The organism is Microbacterium sp. M4A5_1d, from assembly GCF_053345465.1.
On record NZ_JBKFAD010000001.1, the window covers coordinates 924,896 to 946,532 of the forward strand.

The 21,637-nt window shown below is 70.2% G+C and carries 20 protein-coding genes; 5 read left to right on the forward strand and 15 right to left on the reverse strand.

Going from position 1 to position 21,637, the window contains the following annotated elements; translation table 11 throughout:
- Positions 1 to 49: 49 nt before the first annotated feature.
- A complete protein-coding gene (locus ACLBWJ_RS04480) occupies positions 50 to 2,038 on the reverse strand; it encodes a glycosyltransferase (RefSeq protein ID WP_447659785.1) in 1,989 nt (662 codons plus the stop codon).
- Positions 2,039 to 2,188: 150 nt separating this feature from the next.
- On the opposite strand from ACLBWJ_RS04480, the gene ACLBWJ_RS04485 reads away from it, so the two are divergent.
- The gene (locus tag ACLBWJ_RS04485) at positions 2,189 to 2,872 is read left to right on the forward strand and encodes a DedA family protein (protein ID WP_447659786.1); all 684 of its coding nucleotides are present in this window, start codon (positions 2,189 to 2,191) and stop codon (positions 2,870 to 2,872) included.
- Here ACLBWJ_RS04485 and ACLBWJ_RS04490 read toward each other — a convergent pair.
- Both ACLBWJ_RS04490 and ACLBWJ_RS04495 read right to left on the reverse strand, forming a co-directional pair.
- The gene (locus tag ACLBWJ_RS04490; RefSeq protein ID WP_447659787.1) at positions 2,784 to 3,428 is read right to left on the reverse strand and encodes an FMN reductase; all 645 of its coding nucleotides are present in this window, start codon (positions 3,426 to 3,428) and stop codon (positions 2,784 to 2,786) included. The genes ACLBWJ_RS04485 and ACLBWJ_RS04490 overlap by 89 nt on opposite strands.
- On the reverse strand, positions 3,425 to 4,621 hold the full coding sequence (locus ACLBWJ_RS04495; protein WP_274178014.1) for an LLM class flavin-dependent oxidoreductase: 1,197 nt from the start codon (positions 4,619 to 4,621) through the stop codon (positions 3,425 to 3,427). The genes ACLBWJ_RS04490 and ACLBWJ_RS04495 overlap by 4 nt, the downstream gene beginning before the upstream one ends.
- A gap of 147 nt (positions 4,622 to 4,768) precedes the next feature.
- Here ACLBWJ_RS04495 and ACLBWJ_RS04500 point away from each other — a divergent pair, with 147 nt between their 5' ends.
- Both ACLBWJ_RS04500 and ACLBWJ_RS04505 read left to right on the forward strand, forming a co-directional pair.
- The gene (locus tag ACLBWJ_RS04500) at positions 4,769 to 5,932 is read left to right on the forward strand and encodes an acyltransferase family protein (RefSeq protein ID WP_282502272.1); all 1,164 of its coding nucleotides are present in this window, start codon (positions 4,769 to 4,771) and stop codon (positions 5,930 to 5,932) included.
- Positions 5,933 to 5,941: 9 nt separating this feature from the next.
- Positions 5,942 to 6,955: an isopenicillin N synthase family dioxygenase gene (locus tag ACLBWJ_RS04505; protein ID WP_447659788.1), complete on the forward strand. Its 1,014-nt coding sequence runs from the start codon at positions 5,942 to 5,944 to the stop codon at positions 6,953 to 6,955.
- A gap of 185 nt (positions 6,956 to 7,140) precedes the next feature.
- Here the strand turns inward: ACLBWJ_RS04505 and rpsO are convergent, their stop codons facing one another.
- Entirely contained in the window at positions 7,141 to 7,410 is a 270-nt protein-coding gene (gene rpsO / locus ACLBWJ_RS04510; protein ID WP_023951820.1) for a 30S ribosomal protein S15, read from the reverse strand.
- Between the two features lie 118 nt (positions 7,411 to 7,528).
- On the opposite strand from rpsO, the gene ACLBWJ_RS04515 reads away from it, so the two are divergent.
- On the forward strand, positions 7,529 to 8,833 hold the full coding sequence (locus tag ACLBWJ_RS04515; RefSeq protein ID WP_282502557.1) for an MFS transporter: 1,305 nt from the start codon (positions 7,529 to 7,531) through the stop codon (positions 8,831 to 8,833).
- A gap of 75 nt (positions 8,834 to 8,908) precedes the next feature.
- Here the strand turns inward: ACLBWJ_RS04515 and ACLBWJ_RS04520 are convergent, their stop codons facing one another.
- From ACLBWJ_RS04520 to ACLBWJ_RS04530, 3 genes are all read right to left on the reverse strand, one after another.
- Positions 8,909 to 9,463, reverse strand: a complete 555-nt coding sequence (locus ACLBWJ_RS04520; RefSeq protein ID WP_112613703.1) for a YceI family protein — start codon at positions 9,461 to 9,463, stop codon at positions 8,909 to 8,911.
- A gap of 163 nt (positions 9,464 to 9,626) precedes the next feature.
- Positions 9,627 to 9,995, reverse strand: coding sequence for an FKBP-type peptidyl-prolyl cis-trans isomerase (locus tag ACLBWJ_RS04525; RefSeq protein ID WP_023951826.1), 369 nt, complete (start codon positions 9,993 to 9,995; stop codon positions 9,627 to 9,629).
- 184 nt (positions 9,996 to 10,179) lie between these two features.
- Positions 10,180 to 11,349 (reverse strand): PrsW family intramembrane metalloprotease, encoded by a 1,170-nt coding sequence (locus ACLBWJ_RS04530; protein ID WP_114588022.1) that lies wholly within the window; start codon positions 11,347 to 11,349, stop codon positions 10,180 to 10,182.
- 86 nt (positions 11,350 to 11,435) lie between these two features.
- Here ACLBWJ_RS04530 and ACLBWJ_RS04535 point away from each other — a divergent pair, with 86 nt between their 5' ends.
- Positions 11,436 to 12,305, forward strand: coding sequence for a fumarylacetoacetate hydrolase family protein (locus tag ACLBWJ_RS04535; RefSeq protein ID WP_112613699.1), 870 nt, complete (start codon positions 11,436 to 11,438; stop codon positions 12,303 to 12,305).
- Here ACLBWJ_RS04535 and ACLBWJ_RS04540 read toward each other — a convergent pair.
- The 8 genes from ACLBWJ_RS04540 to ACLBWJ_RS04575 form a co-directional block, all read right to left on the reverse strand.
- Positions 12,295 to 13,446 (reverse strand): LacI family DNA-binding transcriptional regulator, encoded by a 1,152-nt coding sequence (locus ACLBWJ_RS04540; RefSeq protein WP_323987415.1) that lies wholly within the window; start codon positions 13,444 to 13,446, stop codon positions 12,295 to 12,297. The genes ACLBWJ_RS04535 and ACLBWJ_RS04540 overlap by 11 nt on opposite strands.
- A 37-nt stretch (positions 13,447 to 13,483) precedes the next feature.
- Positions 13,484 to 15,328, reverse strand: coding sequence for a glycoside hydrolase family 3 protein (locus tag ACLBWJ_RS04545; RefSeq protein ID WP_447659789.1), 1,845 nt, complete (start codon positions 15,326 to 15,328; stop codon positions 13,484 to 13,486).
- 56 nt (positions 15,329 to 15,384) lie between these two features.
- Complete coding sequence (locus tag ACLBWJ_RS04550; RefSeq protein ID WP_447659790.1) at positions 15,385 to 16,269, reverse strand: carbohydrate ABC transporter permease; 885 nt, start codon at positions 16,267 to 16,269, stop codon at positions 15,385 to 15,387.
- 4 nt (positions 16,270 to 16,273) lie between these two features.
- Positions 16,274 to 17,224 (reverse strand): carbohydrate ABC transporter permease, encoded by a 951-nt coding sequence (locus ACLBWJ_RS04555; protein WP_447659791.1) that lies wholly within the window; start codon positions 17,222 to 17,224, stop codon positions 16,274 to 16,276.
- Between the two features lie 5 nt (positions 17,225 to 17,229).
- Positions 17,230 to 18,495 (reverse strand): sugar ABC transporter substrate-binding protein, encoded by a 1,266-nt coding sequence (locus ACLBWJ_RS04560; RefSeq protein WP_447659792.1) that lies wholly within the window; start codon positions 18,493 to 18,495, stop codon positions 17,230 to 17,232.
- 173 nt (positions 18,496 to 18,668) lie between these two features.
- Positions 18,669 to 19,082 carry a DUF4190 domain-containing protein gene (locus ACLBWJ_RS04565; RefSeq protein ID WP_274177527.1) on the reverse strand — a complete coding sequence of 138 codons (414 nt, stop codon included), beginning with the start codon at positions 19,080 to 19,082 and terminating at the stop codon, positions 18,669 to 18,671.
- 76 nt (positions 19,083 to 19,158) lie between these two features.
- Positions 19,159 to 20,619, reverse strand: coding sequence for an aspartate ammonia-lyase (locus ACLBWJ_RS04570; protein ID WP_112615031.1), 1,461 nt, complete (start codon positions 20,617 to 20,619; stop codon positions 19,159 to 19,161).
- A 54-nt stretch (positions 20,620 to 20,673) separates the two neighbouring features.
- Positions 20,674 to 21,621, reverse strand: a complete 948-nt coding sequence (locus tag ACLBWJ_RS04575; RefSeq protein ID WP_323987408.1) for a phosphodiesterase — start codon at positions 21,619 to 21,621, stop codon at positions 20,674 to 20,676.
- Between the last annotated feature and the right edge of the window lie 16 nt (positions 21,622 to 21,637).

A 21,637-nucleotide genomic window follows, 5' to 3' on the forward strand; every position in this document is an offset into this window, starting at 1 on the left:
CGCGCGTCGCTCCCGGCGGGGCGGGGCTCGGCGGGCGGGGCGGGGCGGGCTACTGCTGCGGGAGGGACGAGCGGCGCGGGGCCGTGGGGCCGATGCGCACGTAGGCGGGGAGCTTGGGGGCGACGCCGTCGCCGGCCGTGCGGCCGCGCAGGCGCCGCCACATCCACGGGAGTGCATCGCGACGCAGCCACGTTCCCGGCACGACGGGATCGTCGTCGAGATGGAAGGCCTCGTCGAGCTCGGCGAGCGCCTCGGCGTGCGGCACCCCGAGCGCTTCCGCCGCGCGATAGGCCACGAGCCGATGCCCGCGCGAGCGCAGATGCACCTTGTCGTCGGCCCACAGCTCGAGGCGGGCGAGTTCCGGTACAGCCTCGAGGTCGACCAGGATGGCGCCCGTCCTCGACGCGATCGTTCGCAGCCGGGCGTTGTAGGCGGCGAAGCGCCGCGCGAAGATGCTCGCTGCGGCCCGCCCCGGAAGGAACACCGTGGCGAGCAGCACGTCCGCCCCGGATTCCCGCAACCGCCGGACCGCGATCTCGACCTCGTCGGCGACGCTCGCGACGTCCACCCGGGCCTGCACGAGGTCGTTGGCACCGATGAGCACCGAGACGAGTTCGGGCCGCAGCGCCAGGCACGCCGGAACCTGCTCGTCGACGAGGTGCCGTACCCGTTTGCTGCGCACCGCGAGGTTCGCGTACTGGAAGGCTCCGGTTCCCCCACCGGCGCGCGGCGCCGCCGAGGCGAGCAGCTGAGCGAGACGATCGGCCCATCCCCGGTGCATCCCCGCCGGCATGCGCGACGTGTCGCAGAGCCCCTCGGTGATCGAGTCGCCCAGCGCGACGTAGCGCCGCCACAGCGGGGGTCCGTCGCCCGCGACGGGCAGCTCGGCGCGCGGCCACACGCGAGCCCGCCGGGCACGGTCGATCGCATGCAGCTCGCCCGCACGCTCGTAGTGGCCGAGCAGGGCATCGCCGAGGCTCTCCCAGGTGCGCCCGGCGACGGCCTCCCGGGCCGCCGCGCCGAACGCGCGCCGCTTCGCCGCGTCCCCCGCCAGGTCGGCGACCCGGCTGCGGAGGTCGTCGGCATCGCCGGGCCGGTAGAGCCACCCGTCGACACTGCTGCGCACCAGGTCGAGCGGGCCGCCGCGACCCGTCGCGACCACCGGTACACCGCTCGCCTGCGCCTCCTGGATGGTCTGGCCGAACGTCTCGCTCTCGCCCGGGTGCACGAAAACGTCGAAGCTGGCCATCACGGTGGCGAGCTCGTCCCCGTGCAGATGGCCGAGGAAGACGGCATCCGGCAAGAGGCTCTCCAGACTCATCCGCGAGGGCCCGTCGCCCACGATGACCAGTCGCACGCCGGGCAGCGAGCTGAGCGCCGCCAGGTCCTCGATCTGCTTCTCGGGGGCGAGCCGCCCGACATATCCGACCACGACGTCGCCGTCGGCCGTTTCCGGAACGACCCGCCCGCGCCACGCCTCGTCGCGGCGGTGGGGCGCGAAGCGGATGCCGTCGACCCCGCGGCCCCAGATCGCGACGCGATCGACACCGAGGTCCTGCAGCTGCCGCCGTGCCGCGTCGGCGGGAGCGAGCGTCAGCGTCGCGCGGCGATGCAGCCGCCGCATGTGAGCAGCCGTGAGCGCCGTGGCGTGCGGCACGCCGTAGCGCTCGGTGTAGGCGATGACATCGGTCTGATAGACGGCGACGCTCGGCAGCCCGAGGCCCTCGGCGGCGAGAAGCCCCTGCCAGCCGAGAAGGAACGGCGATGCGAGGTGCACGACGTCTGGGCGGAACTCTCGCAGCACCCGCGCGACCGAGACCACGGGCGGGGCCGCCACGCGCACGGCGGGATACCGGGGCATCGGGATCGACCGCACCGCTCGACCCGGAACGGCGAGCGGATGCCGTCGCCCCGCGCCAGGCGCGACGACGAAGGCCTCGTGCCCGCGATGCTCGAGATGCTCGAGCACCCGCAGGACCGAACCGGTCACGCCGTTCATGTGGGGAAGGAAGGACTCGGTGACCACCGCGACTCTCACGAGACCAGGGTGTCGCCGACGGCGCGCCACTGTCTGCTGAACCAGCCGGAATCGCGCACTGTTCACACGATCCTCCGCGCTCGGTCACCTCGCGGACGCCTGACCGTCGCCGTTCCCGCTCCGTTCATCCACGGCTGATAGGGATGCCGCGTGCTCGACGACCTGCTGACCGCGATGTCCGGCGGCCCCTGGCTCCTCGTCGCGGTCTTCGCGCTCGTCCTCCTCGACTCCGTCCTGGTCGTCGTCCCCGGCGAGATCGCGGTGACGGCGGCGGGAGCGCTCGCCGCGTCGACCGGCGATCCCCCGCTGGCGGCCGTCGTCGGTGTCGCCGCATCCGCTGCGTTCTGCGGGGATGCGCTCTGCTACGCCGTGGGGCGTCGGATCGGCCTCCGCCGGTGGCGGTGGATGCGGCACCGGCGCGTGCAGCGCGCGTTCGCGTGGGCGGGGGGTCGGCTGCAGCGGGGAACCGCGACGGTCGTCTTCACCGCCCGCTTCATCCCCTTCGCGCGCCTCGCGGTCAATCTCACCGCGGGCGCCACGCGAGTATCGGCCGTGCGCTTCCTCGCCATCGCCGGAGTCGCGGCGACGGCCTGGGCCACCTATCAGAGCGTCATCGGCGCGGCGGTCGGCGCGCTCCTGCCCGATGCCCCGCTGCTTGCGGTGCTCCTGTCGGTGGCCGCGGCGCTCGCGCTGGGCGCCGCGATCGATGTGATCACGGCCGCCCTCACGCGGCGCCGCGAGCGGGTCACTCCCCGGCGAGACCGCCGAGCAGGTGACCGAACGACTTGCCCTCGCCCAGGTACGAGGCGGGGTCGAACGGATCCGCGTCCGTGACGGGCGTGCGTGCCACGACGGCCGCAGCGAGCTCCCGTGCGCCGCGCTCGACCCGCGCGCTCAGCGGAGCGACCTCGTCGGCCTTGCTCCCCCAGTCGCTCGACGCCGCGAAGACGCCGGTCGAGACCGGGGACGCGTGCAGGTACGCGAACAGCGGCCGGATGGCATAGTCGATCGCGAGCGAGTGACGAGCCGTGCCCGCGTTCGCCCCGATGAGCACGGGCTTCCCGGTGAGCGAGTCGGGGTCGAGCACGTCGATGAACGACTTGAACAGCCCGGAGTAGCTCGTCGAGAAGATCGGCGTCACAGCGATGAGCGCGTCGGCCGAGACGACCGAGTTGATCGCCGACTCGAGGGCGGGCGGGGCGAAACCCGTCAGCAGGTTGTTCGTGATGTCATGCGCGAGATCGCGCAGCTCGATGACGTCCGCTGTCGCGGTGATGTCGGATGCCGTGAGCTCGGCGATCGTCGCCGTCGCGAGCCGGTCGGCGAGCATGCGGGTCGACGACGGGTTCGACAGGCCGGCCGAGACGACCGCGATACGCCGCGCGCTCATCGTGCCGCCGCCACACCGAAGGCCGAACCTGCGGGCGCGGGAGCGTCCTGGTAGGGCGAGGGGCCGCTGAGGTTGTCTCCGCGATTGGCGCGGGGCCGCGCTTCGCGCGCCGGGCCGTCGCCGTACACCTCACGGACGCGCGCGGCGTGCGTCGGGGCGTCGGGCACTGCCGCGCCACGACCCTGCGCGAGCTCCTTCCGAAGCACCGGGACGACCTCGCCGCCCAGGATGTCGAGCTGCTCGAGCACGGTCTTCAGCGGCAGGCCCGCGTGGTCGATGAGGAACAGCTGACGCTGGTAGTCGCCGAACGTCTCGCGCATCGCCGCGTACCGGTCGATGACCTGCTGCGGCGACCCGACGGTGAGGGGCGTCATCTCGCTGAAGTCCTCGAGCGAGGGGCCGTGACCGTAGACGGGGGCGTTGTCGAAGTACGGGCGGAACTTCCGAACGGCATCCTGCGAGTTGGCGCTCATGAACACCTGGCCGCCGAGACCGACGATCGCCTGCTCGGGCGTGCCGTGGCCGTAGTGCGCGAAGCGCTGACGGTACAGGTCGATGAGGCGCTGGTAGTGCTCCTTGGGCCAGAAGATGTTGTTCGCGAAGAAGCCGTCGCCGTAGTAGGCGGCCTGCTCGGCGATCTCGGGGGTGCGGATCGAGCCGTGCCAGACGAACGGAGCGACGCCGTCGAGCGGACGGGGCGTCGAGGTGAAGCCCTGCAGCGGAGTGCGGAACTTGCCCTCCCAGTCGACGACGTCCTCACGCCACAGCTTGTGCAGCAGGGCGTAGTTCTCGATCGCGAGCGGCAGGCCCTGACGGATGTCCTTGCCGAACCACGGGTAGACCGGGCCGGTGTTGCCGCGCCCCATGATGAGGTCAACGCGGCCGCCCGACAGGTGCTGAAGCATCGCGTAGTCCTCGGCGATCTTCACCGGGTCGTTCGTCGTGATGAGCGTCGTGGCCGTGGAGAGGATGAGGCGTTCGGTCTGCGCCGCGATGTAGGCGAGCGTCGTGGTGGGCGACGACGACCAGAACGGCGGGTTGTGGTGCTCGCCGATCGCGTAGACGTCGAGCCCGACATCCTCGGCATGCTTGGCGATGGTCACGGCGGCGCGGATCTTCTCCGCTTCGCTCGGGGTGTGGCCGCTCGTCGGGTCTGCCGTGATGTCGCTCACGGAGAAGATGCCGAACTGCATCCCCGACCAGCCGGTGTTTTCGCTCGTGTGCGTGTTCACGTCGGTCCGCCTTCCCGGATGCCGCGGCATCCGTTTCATGCAAATGAATATAAACCATGCAACGCGGTCGCGCTCGGACTATTCCCCCGGGATAGTGTTTCATCCACGATGACGCATCCCGCCACCGGCACGACCGGAACGCGCCCGAAGCGGCGCGTGCCCTTCTGGGACAACGCCCGCTTCGCCTGTATCGTGCTGGTGGTGCTGGGTCACGCGATCCAGCGCCTGACGTACGACTCCGACATCGCGATGGCGATGTACCTCGTGATCTACGCGTTCCACATGCCCGCGTTCGCGATCATCTCGGGCTACTTCTCCAAGTCCGACCCGCAATCGCGGCGGCAGATGGCCCGCGTCATCACCGACATCCTCGTGCCGTACGTGATCTTCGAGGGACTCTGGACGCTCACGAAGTTCCTCGTCGAGGGCCACGCGAACCCCAACCCGACCCAGCCCTCGTGGACGCTGTGGTTCCTGCTGGCGCTCGGGATCTTCCGCCTGGTCCTGCCCTACCTCGCGCTCCTGCGGTGGCCGCTCCTGTGGGCCTTCGCGATCTCGGTCATCTCGGGGTACCTCCCGAACATCGATTCGACGCTCTCACTGTCGCGAACGCTCGGCTTCCTGCCCTTCTTCGTGCTCGGCTGGTGGCTGCGCGACCGCGACGTCGTCGACCGGTTCGACCTGCTGCGGCGCACCCCGACGACCGTGACGGCGGCCGTCGCGACGCTCGGGCTCGCGGGATGGGCGGCCTGGGCATTCATCGGAACATGGCGCGACATCAACCTCGGAAAGTGGATGTTCTACGACGCGAGCTACTCGGATGCGGGCAGCTCCGAATGGTGGGCGGGAGCCGTGCGGGTCGCCCTGCTGCTCGTGGCGCTCGCCCTCACGGCATCCTTCCTGGCCCTCGTCCCCCGCGGTTCGCACCGCTGGACCCGGCTCGGGCAGTACACGATGTACATCTACCTGCTGCACTCGTTCGTGCTGTACCCGTTCCGGGAGTCGGGCGTGCTGCGAGACGCCGAGCCCACGTGGGTGTGGCTGCCGCTCGTCGTGGTCGCGTCGATCCTCATCGCTCTGGGTCTGGCCACGGCGCCGGTTCGACGAGTGTTCCGGCCGCTCGTCGAGCCCCGCCCGGCGTGGCTCTTCCGCGACCCGCAGCTCGCGGGCCGCGAGGGCCGGCGCAGCGACCCGACGGGGTCGCGTCGTCCGCGCGAGGCCGGCGAGGTCATCCCGCGCAACAAACGAGCGGATGCCGCAGAGGGCTCGTAGCCTCACTGCATGAGCGAGCTCTCCCTTCCCGTTCTCGACTTCTCCCAGCTCGACGGCGACGCCGCCGATGTCGCCCGCTTCCGCGACGAGCTGCGCGCCGCGACGCACGACGTCGGCTTCTTCTACCTCACCGGCACCGGCATCCCCGCCGGTCTCGAGGACCGGCTCCACCGCGTCGCGCGCGAGTTCTTCGACCTGCCCGAGGCCGACAAGCTCGCGATCGAGAACGTCAACAGCCCGCACTTCCGCGGCTACACGCGCGTCGGCGGCGAGCTCACGCAGGGCCGGGTCGACTGGCGCGAGCAGATCGACATCGGTCCCGAACGGTCCGCGGTCGACGACCCCGACGCGCCCGACTACGCCCGGCTCATCGGCCCCAACCTGTGGCCGGCCGCGCAGCCCGAGCTGCGCGAGGTCGCCGACGCGTGGGTCGCGCACCTCTCCGAGGTCGCGCGGCGTCTGCTCCGCGCCTGGGCCGAGGCCCTCGGCGCCCCCGCGACGTATTTCGACGACCACTTCGGCGAGCCCCAGACCCTGCTGAAGATCGTCCGCTACCCCGGCAAGGACGACCCCACCCCGCAGCAGGGGGTCGGCGCGCACAAGGACTCGGGCGCCCTGACCCTCCTATGGGTCGAGCCCGGCAAGGGCGGCCTGCAGGTGCAGCGCAACGGCGAATGGGTCGACGCTCCGCCGGTGCCGGGAGCCTTCGTCGTCAACATCGGCGAACTGCTCGAGTACGCGACCGACGGCTATCTCATCGCGACGAACCACCGCGTCGTGTCGCCGCGCTACCCCGACGACCGCATCTCGGTGCCGTTCTTCTTCAACCCCGCCCTCGACGCCCGATTCCCGCTCATCGACCTGCCCGCCGAACTCGCCGCCGAGGCGAGAGGCGTCACGAAGGATCCGACCAACCCGATCCACGGGGTGCACGGCGAGAACGCGCTGAAGTCGCGCCTGCGGGCCCACCCCGACGTCGCCGAGCGCTGGCACGCCGATCTACTCGCCGCGGCCCACCGCTGAGCACACACCACCGAACACCCGCCGCCGAACACGCACCGTCTCCGCGACAACGCACCAGACGGCGTACGTTCTCGCGGTGAAGGTACGTTCTCGCGGCGCGGGCTCGGGAAAAGCCGAAGGCCGCCCCACACCTGGGACGGCCTTCGCAAGAATGTTTTGCGCGATTGTGCGCGGAGTCGCTCTCCTTAGCGGCGGAGACCGAGGCGCTCGATCAGCGTACGGTAACGCTGGATGTCGAGCTCCTGGAGGTAGCCGAGCAGTCGACGGCGCTGACCGACGAGCAGGAAGAGCCCACGGCGCGAGTGGTGGTCGTGCTTGTGGGTCTTGAGGTGCTCGGTGAGGTCCTTGATGCGCTGCGACATGAGCGCGACCTGCACCTCGGGGGATCCGGTGTCACCGGGGTGCGTCGCGTACTCTTCGATGATCGCCTTCTTGACGTCTGCTTCGAGTGCCATAGATGGGATCCCCTTCCTTCTCATTGCGCGGCGCCCGTCACCCGATGTGCGAGCTCTCTTTATCCGCGGCCGATCGAACGGCAACCGCTCTACTGTACCAGTCATCTAGGCTCGCATGATGCGCCTGCGTCGGGATCACCTCATCGATCTGCGGCCGTTGACCACCTCCCCCGCCTTCGCGCGCATGTGGGTCGGCTCGACCCTCGCCGGCCTCGGCGGGCAGTTGACCATCGTCGCGATCATGCTCCACATGTACGACCTGACGGCGTCGACGTTCGCCGTCGCGATGATCGCGGTCGCCGGGCTCGTGCCGATGATCATCGCCGGCCTCTACGGGGGCATGCTCGCCGACGCGTTCGACCGGCGCCGGGTCGCCATCATCGCGGCATCCGTGACCTTCGTCTCGACGGCCGTCCTGATGGTGCTGACCTGGAGCGGCGGCGAGACGGTCGCGTGGCTCTACGCCATCGCGGTCGTGAACTCTGCTGCCAATTCGGTCGTCATGGCGGCACGGCAGGCGATCGTGCCGCGGCTGATCCCCCGCGAGCTGCTGCCCGCAGCCTCGGCGCTCGGCGGCATCACCATGGGGATCATGGTCTCGGTCGGGCCGGCCGCGGCCGGGCTGCTCGTGGCCTTCACCGGCTACGGCTGGACCTACACGATCGACCTCGTGCTCATGAGCGCCCTCTTCCTCGGCCTCTGGTCGTTGCCCAGCATCCGCCCGGAGGGCGCCGTCGTCCGCCCGGGCCTGCGATCGCTCGCCGACGGCTGGCGCTTCATCAAGCGCGCGAAGAACATCCGGCTGCAGTTCATCCTCGACATCATCGCGATGACGTTCGGTCAGCCCACCGCCCTCTTCCCCGCCGTCGGCGCAGTGCTGCTCGGCGGCGGCGCGATCACGACAGGGCTCCTCACGGCCGCCATCGCCGTCGGCGCGTTCTTCTCGAGCCTGTTCTCGGGACCGATCGCGCGCTATCCCTTGCACGGCCGTGGCATCGAGAGGGCGATCATCGCCTACGGCGTCACGATCGCCCTGTTCGGCGCCGTCCTGCTCGCGGGGTCGTTCGGTGTACTCGCCCCGGGGACCGTAGGCGAGGAGTCCGCGAACGTCGCCCTGATCGCCCTCGCCGGCCTCGCGCTGGCCGGTTCCGGCGCGGCCGACAACGTCAGCTCGATCTACCGCAACACGATGGTGCAGGCCGCCGTCCCCGATGCGATCCGAGGCCGACTGCAGGGCCTGTTCATCGTGGTGGTCGCCGGCGGTCCGAGGCTGGGCGCGCTGTACGCCGGGACGCTCGCGACCGTCACGGCACTGTGGTTCCCGCCACTGTTGGGCGGCTTCATCATCGTCGGTCTGGTGGCGCTCCTCGTGCGCCTCGCCCCCGCGTTCCGCGCCTACGACGCGGCCCACCCGACCCCGTGAGCCGGACGACGCGCCCCCGGAGACACGACGAGGGGCGGATGCCGCAGCATCCGCCCCTCGGAGAGAACCGGGCGATCAGGCCTGGATGGAGCCCTGCAGGTCGAGCTCGATGGTGACGTCCTTGCCGACGAGCACGCCGCCGGTCTCGAGCGCGGCGTTCCAGGTGAGGCCGAACTCCTCGCGGTTGATGACGGTCTTGGCCGTCGCGCCGGCCTTGTAGTTGCCCCACGGGTCGGTGCCGAAGCCGCCGAACTCGACCTCGAAGGTCACCGGCTTGGTGACGTCCTTGATGGTGAGGTCGCCGTCGACGAGGAAGTCGCCGCCCTGCTGACGCACGCCGGTCGAGACGAACGTGATGTTGGGGTAGTTCTCGACGTCGAAGAAGTCGGCACTGCGGAGGTGGTTGTCGCGCCCCTCGTCCTTGGTGTTGATCGAGGCGACGTCGACCTTGGCGTCGAGGGTCAGCTCGAGCGGGTTCTCGGGGGCGACGATGGTCGCCTCGGCGACGGCGAAGGTGCCGCGCACCTTCGAGATCATCATGTGGCGGACGCTGAAGCCCACCTCGCTGTGGGAGGCGTCGAGCACCCAGGTGCCAGCCTTGTAACCGGGGATGTCGGTGGTCGTGGTCATGATCGTCCTTCGTCGTAGGTGTCCGGGAGGGCTCCGGCGTACAAGGGGTCGGCAACGCGGCCCGCGCACAGCCTATTCCCGCGAATGTAAATTTCCGGTGCCGAATGGCGACGGGCGGATGCCGCGCTGTGCAGCATCCGCCCGTCGAGCGGTGTCCGTCGGGTCAGCCGACCGCGAGCAGGTCGATGATGAAGATCAGGGTCTTGCCGCCGAGGAAGTGACCGCCGGCGGGGCCGTAGGCCAGGTGCGGCGGGATCACGAGCTCGCGGCGTCCGCCAACCTTCATGCCCGGGATGCCGTCCTGCCACCCCTGGATCAGACCGCGGAGCGGGAACTGGATGCTCTCACCGCGGTTCCACGACGAGTCGAACTCCTCGCCGGAGGTGTACTCGACGCCGACGTAGTGAACGGTGACGGTGTCGCCGGGCTTGGCCTCGGCGCCGTCGCCGACGATCAGGTCGCGAACGACGAGGTCATCGGGCGCGGGCCCCTCGGGGGCGTCGATCTCGGGCTTGGTGCGGTCGTCAGTCATGGTGTCCATCCAACCCGAGGGCGAGGACGGGTGCAACGCGGCGCCCACCCGAGCGCACCTCTTGACGCGGCGCGGCGGCGGGAGGATCATGAGGGCAGGCCAACTCAGCGCCCGGGAGACATGCAGGCATCGCCGCAGCACCGGGCGCTGAGTCTTTCCCGGGCGGTGTCGTCCCGGTCGAGGGTCACGGTCGCAGCAGGGCCTGTCGCAGGCGCGTGGCCCGGGCGAGATGCTCGCGCTCGTCGGAGAGCGCCCGATCGTCGCGGCCGGTCAGCGCCCGTTGGCGTGCGGCGGCGAGACGCGTCGCCTCGGCGATGAATGCCCGCATCGTCTCGGTGCGGTCGCCGGGAAGTGTCCGCGCCCAGGCCAGCGCGCGCCTTCGGCCTCCCCCGGTGGCGAGCAGGTCGACCTCGACGGGGGTGAACCAGCCCGCCGCGGCGTAGTCGTCGAGCCGCTCGCGGGTGAGGCGCGCCTCCTCGCGGCGCAGCAGCAGCACGCCGATCACGAACCCGATGAACAGAGGCACCTGGAGCGTCACGTAGAGGGCGAAGAAGTCGGCGAAAGCAGCCGAGCCGTTCCAGAGCGCGTGCAGCAGGATCGCGACGGCGAGGCCGGTCGCCCAGGGCCCGAACACGGCGGCGCCCCGTGCTCCCCGCCGCACGGCGAGTCCGACCGCGAAGCCGGTCGCAGCCGTGAACATGACGTGGGCGAAGGGCGAGAGGATGCCGCGCAGCACGAACGTGACCGACACCTGAGCAAGACCGCCGGTGATCAGGCTGTCGGCGAAGTAGAGGATGTTCTCGGTGAAGGCGAACCCCGCCCCGACCATCGCCCCGTAGACGACGCCGTCGACGGGTCCGTCGAAGTAGCGGCGCCCGAGACGGAGCATGAGGAGGATGCCGAGCCCCTTCGCGATCTCCTCCACGATGGGCGCCTGCACGACGCTCTTCATCGCCTCGAGGAGCGGGTCACGCGCCGGACCGGTGGCGATGGTCACGAGAAGGTCGACGCCGAGCGCGATGACCACCGACGCGACGGCGCCCCACAGCAGCGCGATCCACAGCAGCCGTGGCGGCTCGGGCTCCCAGCGATCGACGATGCGGACAACCCACAGCACTCCCAGCAGCGGCAGCAGCGCGAGCACGGCTCCCACGATCGAGGCGAACCAGCCGAGGAACGACACGAGGTAGGCCGCCAGTCCGAGGAGCAGCACCACGAGGACCGCGCCGACCCAGAGCGCCGCCCAGCCGCCGGGACGCGCCCGGACGGGGACGACGGGCGGCGAGGTCGGCGCGGCCGGGATGGGACCGGGGTGACCGGGCTGCGGCTGCGAGAGAGGCGACGGGAACGACACGCCCCCACCCTAGAGCGCGGGCGGCGTCCGCCCTATGGCGAGGACGTCGCGCCGCGACCGAGTCGTGAGCCGGGTAGCCTGAGAGCATGCGCTTTGCCCACGTGATGACCGCGGGGGCCGACGATCCCCGCCTCGTGCTCGTCGAAGACGACCGGGCCACGTTCGTCGGCGACCTGTTCGCCGGCGCACCCGAACGACTGCAGCAGCTCATCGAGCTCGGCGACGACGGGCTTGCGCGCGTCGCGGACGCGTCGACGAGCGAGGGCGTGGCGTGGCACGACATCACCGGCTCGGCCTTCGCATCGGCCGTTCTGGCCCCGCCGATCGTGCTGGCCGTCGGGCTGAACTACGCGGCGCACTCGAGCGAGCTGGGCCTGAAGGCCGACACCGCGCCCACCGTGTTCACCCTGTGGCCGAACTCGCTCACCGCGCACGACGCAATCACGTCGTGGCCGCGGAGCCTCAGCGAGTCGGTCGACTACGAGGCCGAGCTCGGCGTCATCATCGGCACGGCGGCCAAGGACGTCCCTGCAGACACGGCTCTCGACCACGTCTGGGGCTACACGGTGGTCAACGACATCACCGCGCGCGACATCCAGTTCTCCGAGGCGCAGTGGTCGCGCTGCAAGTCCTTCGACGGGTTCACGCCGACGGGACCCTACGTGGTGACCGCCGACGAGGTCCCCGACCCGCAAGACCTTCACATCTGGGCCGTCGTCGACGGCCAGACGGTGCAGGACGCCTCGACGGGACAGATGATCCGCTCGGTCGCGACGCTTGTCGCGCACCTCTCGACGGCGGCCACGCTCCTGCCCGGCACGCTCATCTCGACCGGCAGCCCGGGCGGCGCCGGCTACTCGCGCGACCCGCAGATCTTCCTGCGCGACCGCTCCGTCGTCACCGTCGGGATCGACGGGATCGGTGAGCTGCGGACGCACTGCCGCATCACGGACTGACCGGGCACCCGCAGCTTCCGCCGACCCGGAGCCCCACCTCGACGCGCACGCTGCGCCGCGCCGAGCCGTCTCCCGGATCGGTCAGCAGCAGGTGGGCGGCGATGCGCCCCATGAGCTCCATCGGCTGGCGCACGGTCGTCAGCGGCGGCGACGACATCCCGGCCGCCTGGATGCCGTCGAAGCCGGCGAGCCGCACGTCGCGGGGCACGACGATGCCCCGGGCGTGCAGCACGTCGAGCGCGGCGAGCGCGATCTGATCGGTCGCGCACAGCACCGCTTCGGGGAGCGTGCTCTCGCGTGCTCGTGAGCTCAGCCCCGGGAACACCGGTGCGCGCTCGAGCTCGACGGTGTCGATGACCTCGGCGCGCGCGCCGGGGTGAGAGGCGACAGCATCGAAGAAGGCGGCGCGGCGCTCGTCGGTGTCGAAACCCGCGGGTGCGTCGACCCACCCGAAGGTGGAGACGCCGTGGACCTCGACGAAATGATCGACGAGCATCCGCTCACCACCAGCGTTGTCGGCGAGGACATGGTGCGCGTCACCCAGCGGCGAGCTCAGCACGGCGACCGGGAGCGTCGACGACACCGAGCCGAGAGACGCGGTCACCGTCGGGCCCGGCAGGATCGCGAGGCCGTCGACCTGCCCCGCCGTGTCGGCGATCTCGGACGCCCCCAGCCCACCGGTGCTGAGCAGCACCGCGGTGCCGGCCCGCTTGCACTCGAGCACGAAGCCGCGCTGGATCTCATCGACGTAGAGCGGGAACGTCCGGGGAGCGCTCCGGCGGACGTCCTCGTCGGCGTCCCACGCGATCAGGTCGACGTCGAGGTCGAGCTCGGCGAGATCGGTGAGCCCGGGCGGCGTCGGCCGCTCGGGAGCCGCACCCGAGGTCAACCCCGTCTCGACGGGCGGCGCCGATTCGACCAGCAGATCGAACAGATGCAGCCCGAGCACCCCGGTGCGGCCGCGCGCGAGGTTCCGGGCCGAGCCGCTGGGGACGTACCCCAGCTCGCGTGCGACCCGCAGCACCATGTCGCGGGTCTCGGTGCGCACCTTGTCGGGGCGCCGGAACGCGAATGAGACCGTCGCGATCGACACCCCGGCACGTTCCGCGACGTCGTAGACCGTGGGTCGTCCGACCACCATGACTACCTCGATTCCCCGGGGAGTCTACCGACGCACCTCACGCCGGCACGATCGACAGTCCGGTCCCCCGCGGGAAGATCGGCTCGTCCGTGTCGCCCGGGACGTCGGTCCGGGAACGGCGCACGGCGTCCATGGATCGCGGGATCTCGACGGGCAGCGTGCCACGTGGCGGCACCGCGCCGGTGAGCGCGGCGAGCACTGCGGCATCCGAGCTGCCGTAGTCGGCGACGATCGCCGAAGCGACGGGAATGAAGGGGGTGAGGACCGCGGGCCGGTCGAGGCCGACGACCAGCACGAGAGGGGCGTGCGTCGCGACACGACCCAGTCGCGACACCAGCCCGGGGCCGAAGTCGAGGGAACCCTGGTGGAACCACTTCTCGAGGAACAGGTCGTCGCGAGGCTCGAAGGGCGCTCCGACACGGACGATCGCGACGTCAGCGTCCTCGGGCCGCTCGACGCGGTCGCCGTACGGGGCGATCGCGGCGTCGCCGACGTTCTCGGCGTAGATCCTCGGGCGGGGCGCCGAACGGATCGGCAGCACCTCGTCGCGGTTCTGCAGAACGGTCAGCGACTCCGCCTGCGCGCGGGTGCCGAGCGCGCGGAAATCGGCGTTGCCGACGATGCGCTCGGCCTCGTCCTCGTCGACGTACGGGTCGTCGAAGAGGCCGAGCCGGAATTTCACGAGCAGGATGCGCCGGGCCGACACGTCGATGCGCTCGAGCGGCACGGTGCCGGATTCGACGAGGCCGACGAGCAGCTCCGTGCACTCCTCGCCGCCGAACTGGTCGACACCGGCGTCCAGGAGCCGCAGCATCCGCTCGGTCGGGTCGAGCTCCTCGACGCCCCACGCGCGAGCGGGCAGCACCTGGTCCCCGACGTGGTTGTCGTTGACGAGCTCCCAGTCGGTGACGACGACGCCGTCGTAGCCGAGCTCGTCGCGCAGGAGGTCCGTCACGATCTGACGGTTGTAGGCGAATCCGACCTCGGCGATCGGCACGCCGTTCCGTTCGAGTCCGACCGGCATGCCGTAGTACGGCATCATGCCGGCCGTGCCGCGCCGGATCGCCTCGCGGAAGGGCTCGAGGTGATAGTCGAACATGCCGCCCGGGTAGACCTGCTCGCGTCCGTACGGGAAGTGCGCGTCTTCACCGTCGAGCTGCGGCCCGCCGCCCGGGAAGTGCTTCGTCGTGCACGCGACGCTCTCAGCGCCGAGCACGTCGCCCTGGAAGCCGCGCAGGTAGGCGGCGGTGATCTGCGAGACCCGCTCGGCGTCGAAGCCGAACGTCTGGGCCTGACGACCCCAGCGAGCTTCGGTGGGGAGGTCGATCTGCGGGTGCAGCGCCGCCCGGATACCGACCGCGCAGTACTCGCGACGGGCGACGTCGGCGAACTGCTCGATGACCTCGAGGTCGTCGAGCGCGGCGAGCCCCAGCGGCTCCGGCCACTGCGAGAAGGGACCCGCGGAGAAGGCGACGCCGGTGTTCTCGACGAACGCGTGCCGCGGATCGGTGCTGATCGTCACCGGGACGCCGTGCGGCGTGCTCTCGGCGAGTCTCTGCAGGTTGTTGTTCCAGCGAGCGCCCTCACGAGCCGTGCGGATGGCGTGCACGTTGAAGTGCGTCATGTTCTTGCCGACCACGACGTCGGTCGTCGGCGACTTCGAGATGGCGCCCGGTGTCTCGAGGAGCTCGCCATCGGGACCGATCTCGATGACGGTCTGGAACATGAGGCCGATCTTCTCGGCCGGCGACATCCGGCTGAGCAGATCGTCGGTGCGCTCCTCCGGGGTCAGGCGCGGGTCCTCGTAGGGGTCGAGGACGCCGTTGCCGTTGAGGTCGCGGAAACGGGTTCCATCGGGCGCGGTGTGGAATTCGGGTCGCATGAGGTGCTTTCGCTTGTGGGGGGACGGATGCGGCGACGCGGAGGCCGGCGCGTAGGTCACTTCAGACCGGTGGTGGCGACGCCCCGGATGAACCAGCGCTGCAGGAAGACGAACAGCACGATGATGGGCGCGATGACGAGCACGGATCCGGCCAGGAGCAGTCCGTAGTTGGTCGCGTTCTGTCCCGTCGAGTAGAGCGAGAGCGCGACGGGAAGCGTGTACATCTCCTCGGTCTGGGCCGCCACCAGCGGCCAGAGGAAGTTGTTCCAGGAGGCGAGGAACGTCAGGATGCCGAGGGTCGCGAGCGGCGGCCCGCACAGCGGCATCACGATGCGCGAGAAGATGCGCCACTCCCCCGCCCCGTCGAGGCGGGCGGCCTCGAGCAGCGCGTCGGGGATGCCCATGATGAACTGCCGCATGAGGAACACGCCGATGGGGGCGGTGATGAAGGGGAGGATGAGCGCGGGGTAGGTGTTGACGAGCCCGAGCGAGGAGACCATCACGAACAGCGGCACGAAGGTGACGACCCCCGGCACCATGAGCGTCACCATCACGAGGAGGAAGAGCACCTTCTTGCCGGGGAAGTCCATCTTCGCCAGGGCGTAGCCCACCATCGAGCAGAACACGATGTTGCCGAGGACGGTGACCACCGCGACGATGAGGCTGTTGGCGAAGAAGTGTCCGAAGTCGAGAGGCCCGAACCACTGCGCGAAGTTCTCGCCCGTCGGGTTCTCCGGGAACCACGTCGGCGGGCGGCGCAGAATCTCCCCCTGCGTCTTGACCGATCCGAGCACCATCCACAGGAACGGGATGAGCCAGAGGGCGAGTCCGACGGCCAGGACGGTGTAGGTGATCGCACGCGGACCGAACCGACGGCGGCGGCGCCGCGGAGCGGGCGGCGGCGTGCCGGTGTCCACCACGGGAGCGGGGATGGTTGTCATCGGGTCAGTCCTTCGAACGGAGCAGTCGGAACTGGAGCAGGCTCAGCAGGGCGATGGCCAGGAACAGGACGTAGCTGGCGGCGGAGGCCAGTCCGTACTCGCCGAAGCCGAACTGCTGGAAGGTGTAGTAGGCCACGGAGAGCGTGGAGTCGAGCGGTCCGCCCTTGGTCATGACGAAGGCCTCCTCGAAGAACTGCAGGTAGCCGACGGAGATGAGGACCGCGCCGAGGAGGATCGTGGGGCGCAGCAGCGGCAGGGTGACCGAGGTCAGACGCCGCCACGATGACGCGCCGTCCATCGTCGCCGCCTCGTTGACGTCCTGCGGAACGGCCTGCAGGCCCGCGAGGAAGATCACCATGAGCGTGCCGACGTTGCGCCACACCGCCATCATGATGAGCGAGGGCAGGGCGAAGGCGGGGTCGTTGAGCCAGTTCGGGCCGTCGATGCCGACGAGCGCGAGGGCCGAGTTGAGGAGGCCGTCCGGCTGGAGGATGTAGCGCCAGACGACCGCGACCGCGACGATGCTCGTGACCACCGGCGCGTAGAAACCCACCCGGAAGAACGCGACGATGCGGCCGCCGCCGCTGTTGAGGGCGAGCGCGAGGGCGAGCGCCAGCACCATCGTCACGGGGATGCCGACCACGACGAAGACCGCGGTGACCCCGAGGGACGTGATGAAGCGCGGGTCCCCGAAGAGCGTCGCGAACTGGTCGAGCCAGACGAAGTTCACCGCGAACGGCGAGGTGATGTCGCGAGCGGTGAAGTCGGTGAACGACATCGCGAACGACCCGACGATCGGGAAGAGCATGAAGACGGCGAACACGGCGACGAAGGGCAGGCAGAACGCCCAGGCGATGAGTGCCTGACGCTTGCGCAGCCGTGCGTGCAGCCCGTCGGGGCGGGAGGCCCCGCGGCCGGAGTCGGCTCCGGCCGCGGGGAGGGTGGTGGTGGACATCGAGGTCACTCGAGTCCGATCGCGTCGGCGTCGGCCTGCAGCTTCTGCAGCACCGCGGGAACATCCGCTCCGCCGCGACGCAGCTGCTCGAGGGCCTGGTCGCCCTTGGCGGCCACCTGCACCCAGCTGGTCGTCACGGGCGGGGCCTTGGCGGTCTGCAGCTGCTCACCGAAGGTCGTCAGGCTCGCGTCGTCGGCAAGGGCGGGCGCATCCCACGCGGCCTGGAGAGCGGGCAGGTCACCCGTCGTCTCGTAGAACGCCGCCTGAGTCTCCGGCTCGCTCAGCCAGCGGACGAGCTTCCACGCCGACTCGGCGTTCTTGCTCTGGTTGAACACGACGAGGTTCGCGCCGCCGCTGAAGGACACCGACCCGGTGTCGGCGGGCAGGACGGCCGTCGCGTACTTCGAGGCGAAGTCCGCACCGCCCAGCAGCTCGAGCTGACCACGCAGGAACGGCCCCTCGACGACCATCGGCGTGGTTCCGGCCACGAACTCGGCCTCGGTCGCGCCGGCGGAGATGTCGGCGTTCGCGTCGGCGAGCCCCTTGTCGAAGAAGCTCTTGTAGAACTCCAGCCCCTTCGTCATCTCGGGGGTGTCGAGGGTCCAGGCGTCACCGTCGGTGAGCTCGGCACCGGCGGACCACGGCATCCACATGGCGCCCTGGAACGAGTCGTTGCCGCCGGGCATCCGGATACCGTACTCGGCGCCCGCCTTCTCCTTCATGTCGGCGGCGAGCTGCTGCAGCTCGTCCCACGTCGTCGGAGCCTGGGACCAGCCGGCCTGCTGCGCGAGGTCGGTGCGGTAGTACAGCACGCGCGTATCGACGTACCACGGCACACCGGCGGCGCGGTCGTCGAACTCCGTCGTGCTGAGGGCGCCGGGGAAGAAGCCGTCGGTCGCGATCTCGGCCGGGACGGTGGCGAACGCGTCGCCGAAGTCCGCCATCCACGTCGAGCCCACCATGGCGACGTCGGGGGTGTTCCCACCCGCGATCGCCGTCTGGAACTTGTTGTGCGCCGCGTCCCACGGAATGGCGGTGACGTCGATCTTCACGTCGGGGTTGGCTTCCTGGAACTCCTTGACGAACTCCGGCAGGGCCTCGCCCTCCGCACCCATCGCCCATACGCTGATCGTGCCCGTGGCCGGGCTGTCATCGATCGTCGTGACCTCTGCGGGCCCGGCCGCCGACTCGTCTGCACGGCCGCAGCCGGTCAGGATGAGCGACACCGCAGCGAGGGTGGCGATGCCGCCTGCCACTGTCTTGAACTTCACGTCTTCCTCCTTGAATCGCGGGATCGCCGCGGCGATCAAAGCGCTTAACCATTGCGCTAGCGACGAGTTTAAGCGCTTTGACTGCGCGGACGCAAACGTCCCGAGCGACTCCTGAGGTGGGCAGACGAAGAGCCCCCGCGGACGTTGTCCGCGGGGGCTCTTCGGGACGCGAACTACCGCGCGGAGGAGCAGGACTGCGTCTGGCCCCACACCGTCACGGTGTCGGCGCCCTCGACCACGCAGGTCTGGTAGATCTCGTTCGCCGCGTTGCCGAAGACCGAGAACAGGACGATCGCGACGACCACACCGATCACCATGAAGACGGCGCTGATGATGATCGCGGCGAGAGCGAGGCCGTTCTTACGGCCCGCTTTCTTGCTCTGGACGAGCGCCACGATTCCGAGGATGAGACCGACGAGCTGCAGCCCGACGGGAACCAGCGCGAGGATGAACGCGACGATGCCGAGGGTCTTTCCCGGCACCGGGGCGTTCGGGTTCTGGTACGACGCGTCGGAAGACGACGTCGGGTACGCCGGCGGCTGGTAGGCCGGAGGCTGCGGCGCGGACGGGTTGTTCGGGTCGGTCATGGGATCCCCCGGTCGGTCGGAAAGCGATGAACAGCCTCGACGTTATCGACAGCGGGCCCCGCGGCACAAAGCCTTGTCAGCCCGAGACGCTCTCCTCGGCGTCGGCGAGGACGATCGGGATGGCCGCTGTCACGGCCTGCAGACCCGACAGGCGCGCGGGCGAGAGCTGCTTGTCGACCTCTTCGCGCGACATCAGCCCCGCCTCGACGACGAGATCGCCCACGTTGCGGTGCGTCAGCAGCGCGGTCTTGGCCAGGGCCGCTGCCGCGGCGTAGCCGATGAAAGGCGTCAGAGCCGTTACGACACCGACCGAGGACCCGACCATGGCCCCGAGGCGCTCGCGGTTCGCCGTGATGCCGTCGACGCAGTTGACGCGGAGCGTCCGCATCGCCCGCCGCATCCAGGTGATCGACTGGAAGATGGAATGCGCGATGATCGGCTCGAAGGCGTTGAGCTGCAGCTGACCGCCCTCGACCGCCATCGTCACCGTCAGGTCGGCGCCGGCCACCGCGAAGGCGACCTGGTTGACGACCTCGGGGATCACCGGGTTGACCTTGCCGGGCATGATGCTCGACCCCGCCTGCCGGGCCGGCAGATTGATCTCACCGAAGCCGGCCTGGGGTCCGCTCGAGAGCAGCCGCAGGTCGTTGCTGATCTTCGACAGCTTGATCGCGTTGCGCTTCAGCGACGACGAGAACGACATGAACGAGCCGGTGTCGCTGGTCGACTCGACGAGGTCGACGGCGCTCGACAGATCGAGGCCGGTGATCTCGCGCAGATGGCGGACGACAGCGGGACGGTACTCGGGATGGGTCGTGATGCCGGTGCCGATGGCGGTCGCGCCCATGTTGATCTCGTAGAGCAGCGACGCGTTCTCGCCGAGGCGGGAGTGATCCTCCCCCAGCGTCGTCGCGAAGCCGTGGAACTCCTGCCCGAGCGTCATCGGGACGGCGTCCTGGAGCTGCGTGCGACCGACCTTGAGGACGTCGTGGAACTCGACGGCCTTCGTGAGGAACGATTCGCGCAGCAGCGCCAGCTCGTCGAGCAGCCCCTCCAGGTCGAGGGCGAGCCCGACCTTGATCGCCGTCGGGTAGACGTCGTTCGTGGACTGGCTGCGGTTCGTGTGGTCGATCGGCGACAGGAACGCGTAGTCGCCCTTGGGACGCCCCGCGAGCTCGAGGGCGATGTTGGTGATGACCTCGTTCGCGTTCATGTTCGTCGAGGTGCCGGCACCGCCCTGAACGACGCCGACGACGAACTGGTCGTGGTACTCGCCGTCGATGACGAGCTGAGCGGCACGGTCGATCAGGTCCGCGCGCTCGGCATCGAGCACCCCGATCTCGCGGTTCGCGCGCGCCGACGCCTGCTTGACCATCGCCAGGGCCCGGACGAGGTCGCGATAGACGGAGATCGGCCGCTGCGAGATCGGGAAGTTCTCGAGGGCACGAGCGGTGTGCACGCCCCAATAGGCGTCGGCGGGAATCTCGAGCGAGCCGAGCGAATCGGTCTCGGTGCGGGTGGCGGGAGTGGACGACATCATGCGCTGGTCCTTGTGGGTCTCACGGCGATGGGAGGGACGGTCCCAGCCTAGTCAGCGCTTGCGCGAAAACGCCTCGAGACGCTCCTGCGGCGACAACCGCGCCATGTCGGCGACCCATTCGGCGGAGAAGTACTCGCCGGTCGGAGCCTCGACGACGGGCACGACGGTGTGGGTGATCACCTCGTCGTAGACGTGCACGAGCTGGAACGCCTGGCCGGCGTCCATGCCGTTGACCGCCTGCGGCGGGCGCTGGAGGTTCATCGTGTAACACGTGGCGGAGGCGACGGAGACGGGAATCCCCGCGAAGGTGCCGGACGTGGAGTAATGCAGGTGACCCGCGAGGATGCCGCGCACGTCCGTTCCCGCGATGGTCTCGGCGAGGGCGTCCTGGTCGCGCAGCTCGAGGATGTCGAAGAAGGGCACGTGGCTGGGCAGCGGCGGGTGATGCATCGCGAGCATCGTGCCGCGGGGCGCGGGCTCCGCGAGGATCTCGCGCAGCCAGTCGCGCTGACGCGCGTCGATCTCACCGTGGTGCCAGCCGGGCACCGTGGAGTCGAGGGCGATCAGGCGCAGGCCCGCCAGATCCCAGACCCCGGTCAGCGGTTCCTGCGTCGGGGGCCCGCCGAACAGCCCCACGCGCATCGCGTCGCGCTCGTCGTGGTTGCCGGCCACCCACACGACCGGTGCGCCCAAGCGGTCCGCGACGGGCTCGACCGCGTCGCGGAGGCGGCGGTAGGCGTCCGGCTCGCCGAGGTCGGTCAGGTCACCGGTGAAGACCAGCGCGTCGGGTCGGACGCCGGTGCGCTCGATCGCCGCGAGCGTGGCGTCGAGGTTGGCCTCGACGTCGTAGCGCCCGCCGAGCGCGGCCCCGCCCGCCAGCAGGTGGGTGTCGCTGACATGGACGAGGACGTGCGCCGCGGGCTCGTGACGCCCGAAACGCACGGATGCCGCGCGGTCGCGGGGCTGCGTGGAACCGTCCGACGGCACTGCTGAGGTCATGGCCACAGCCTATGCC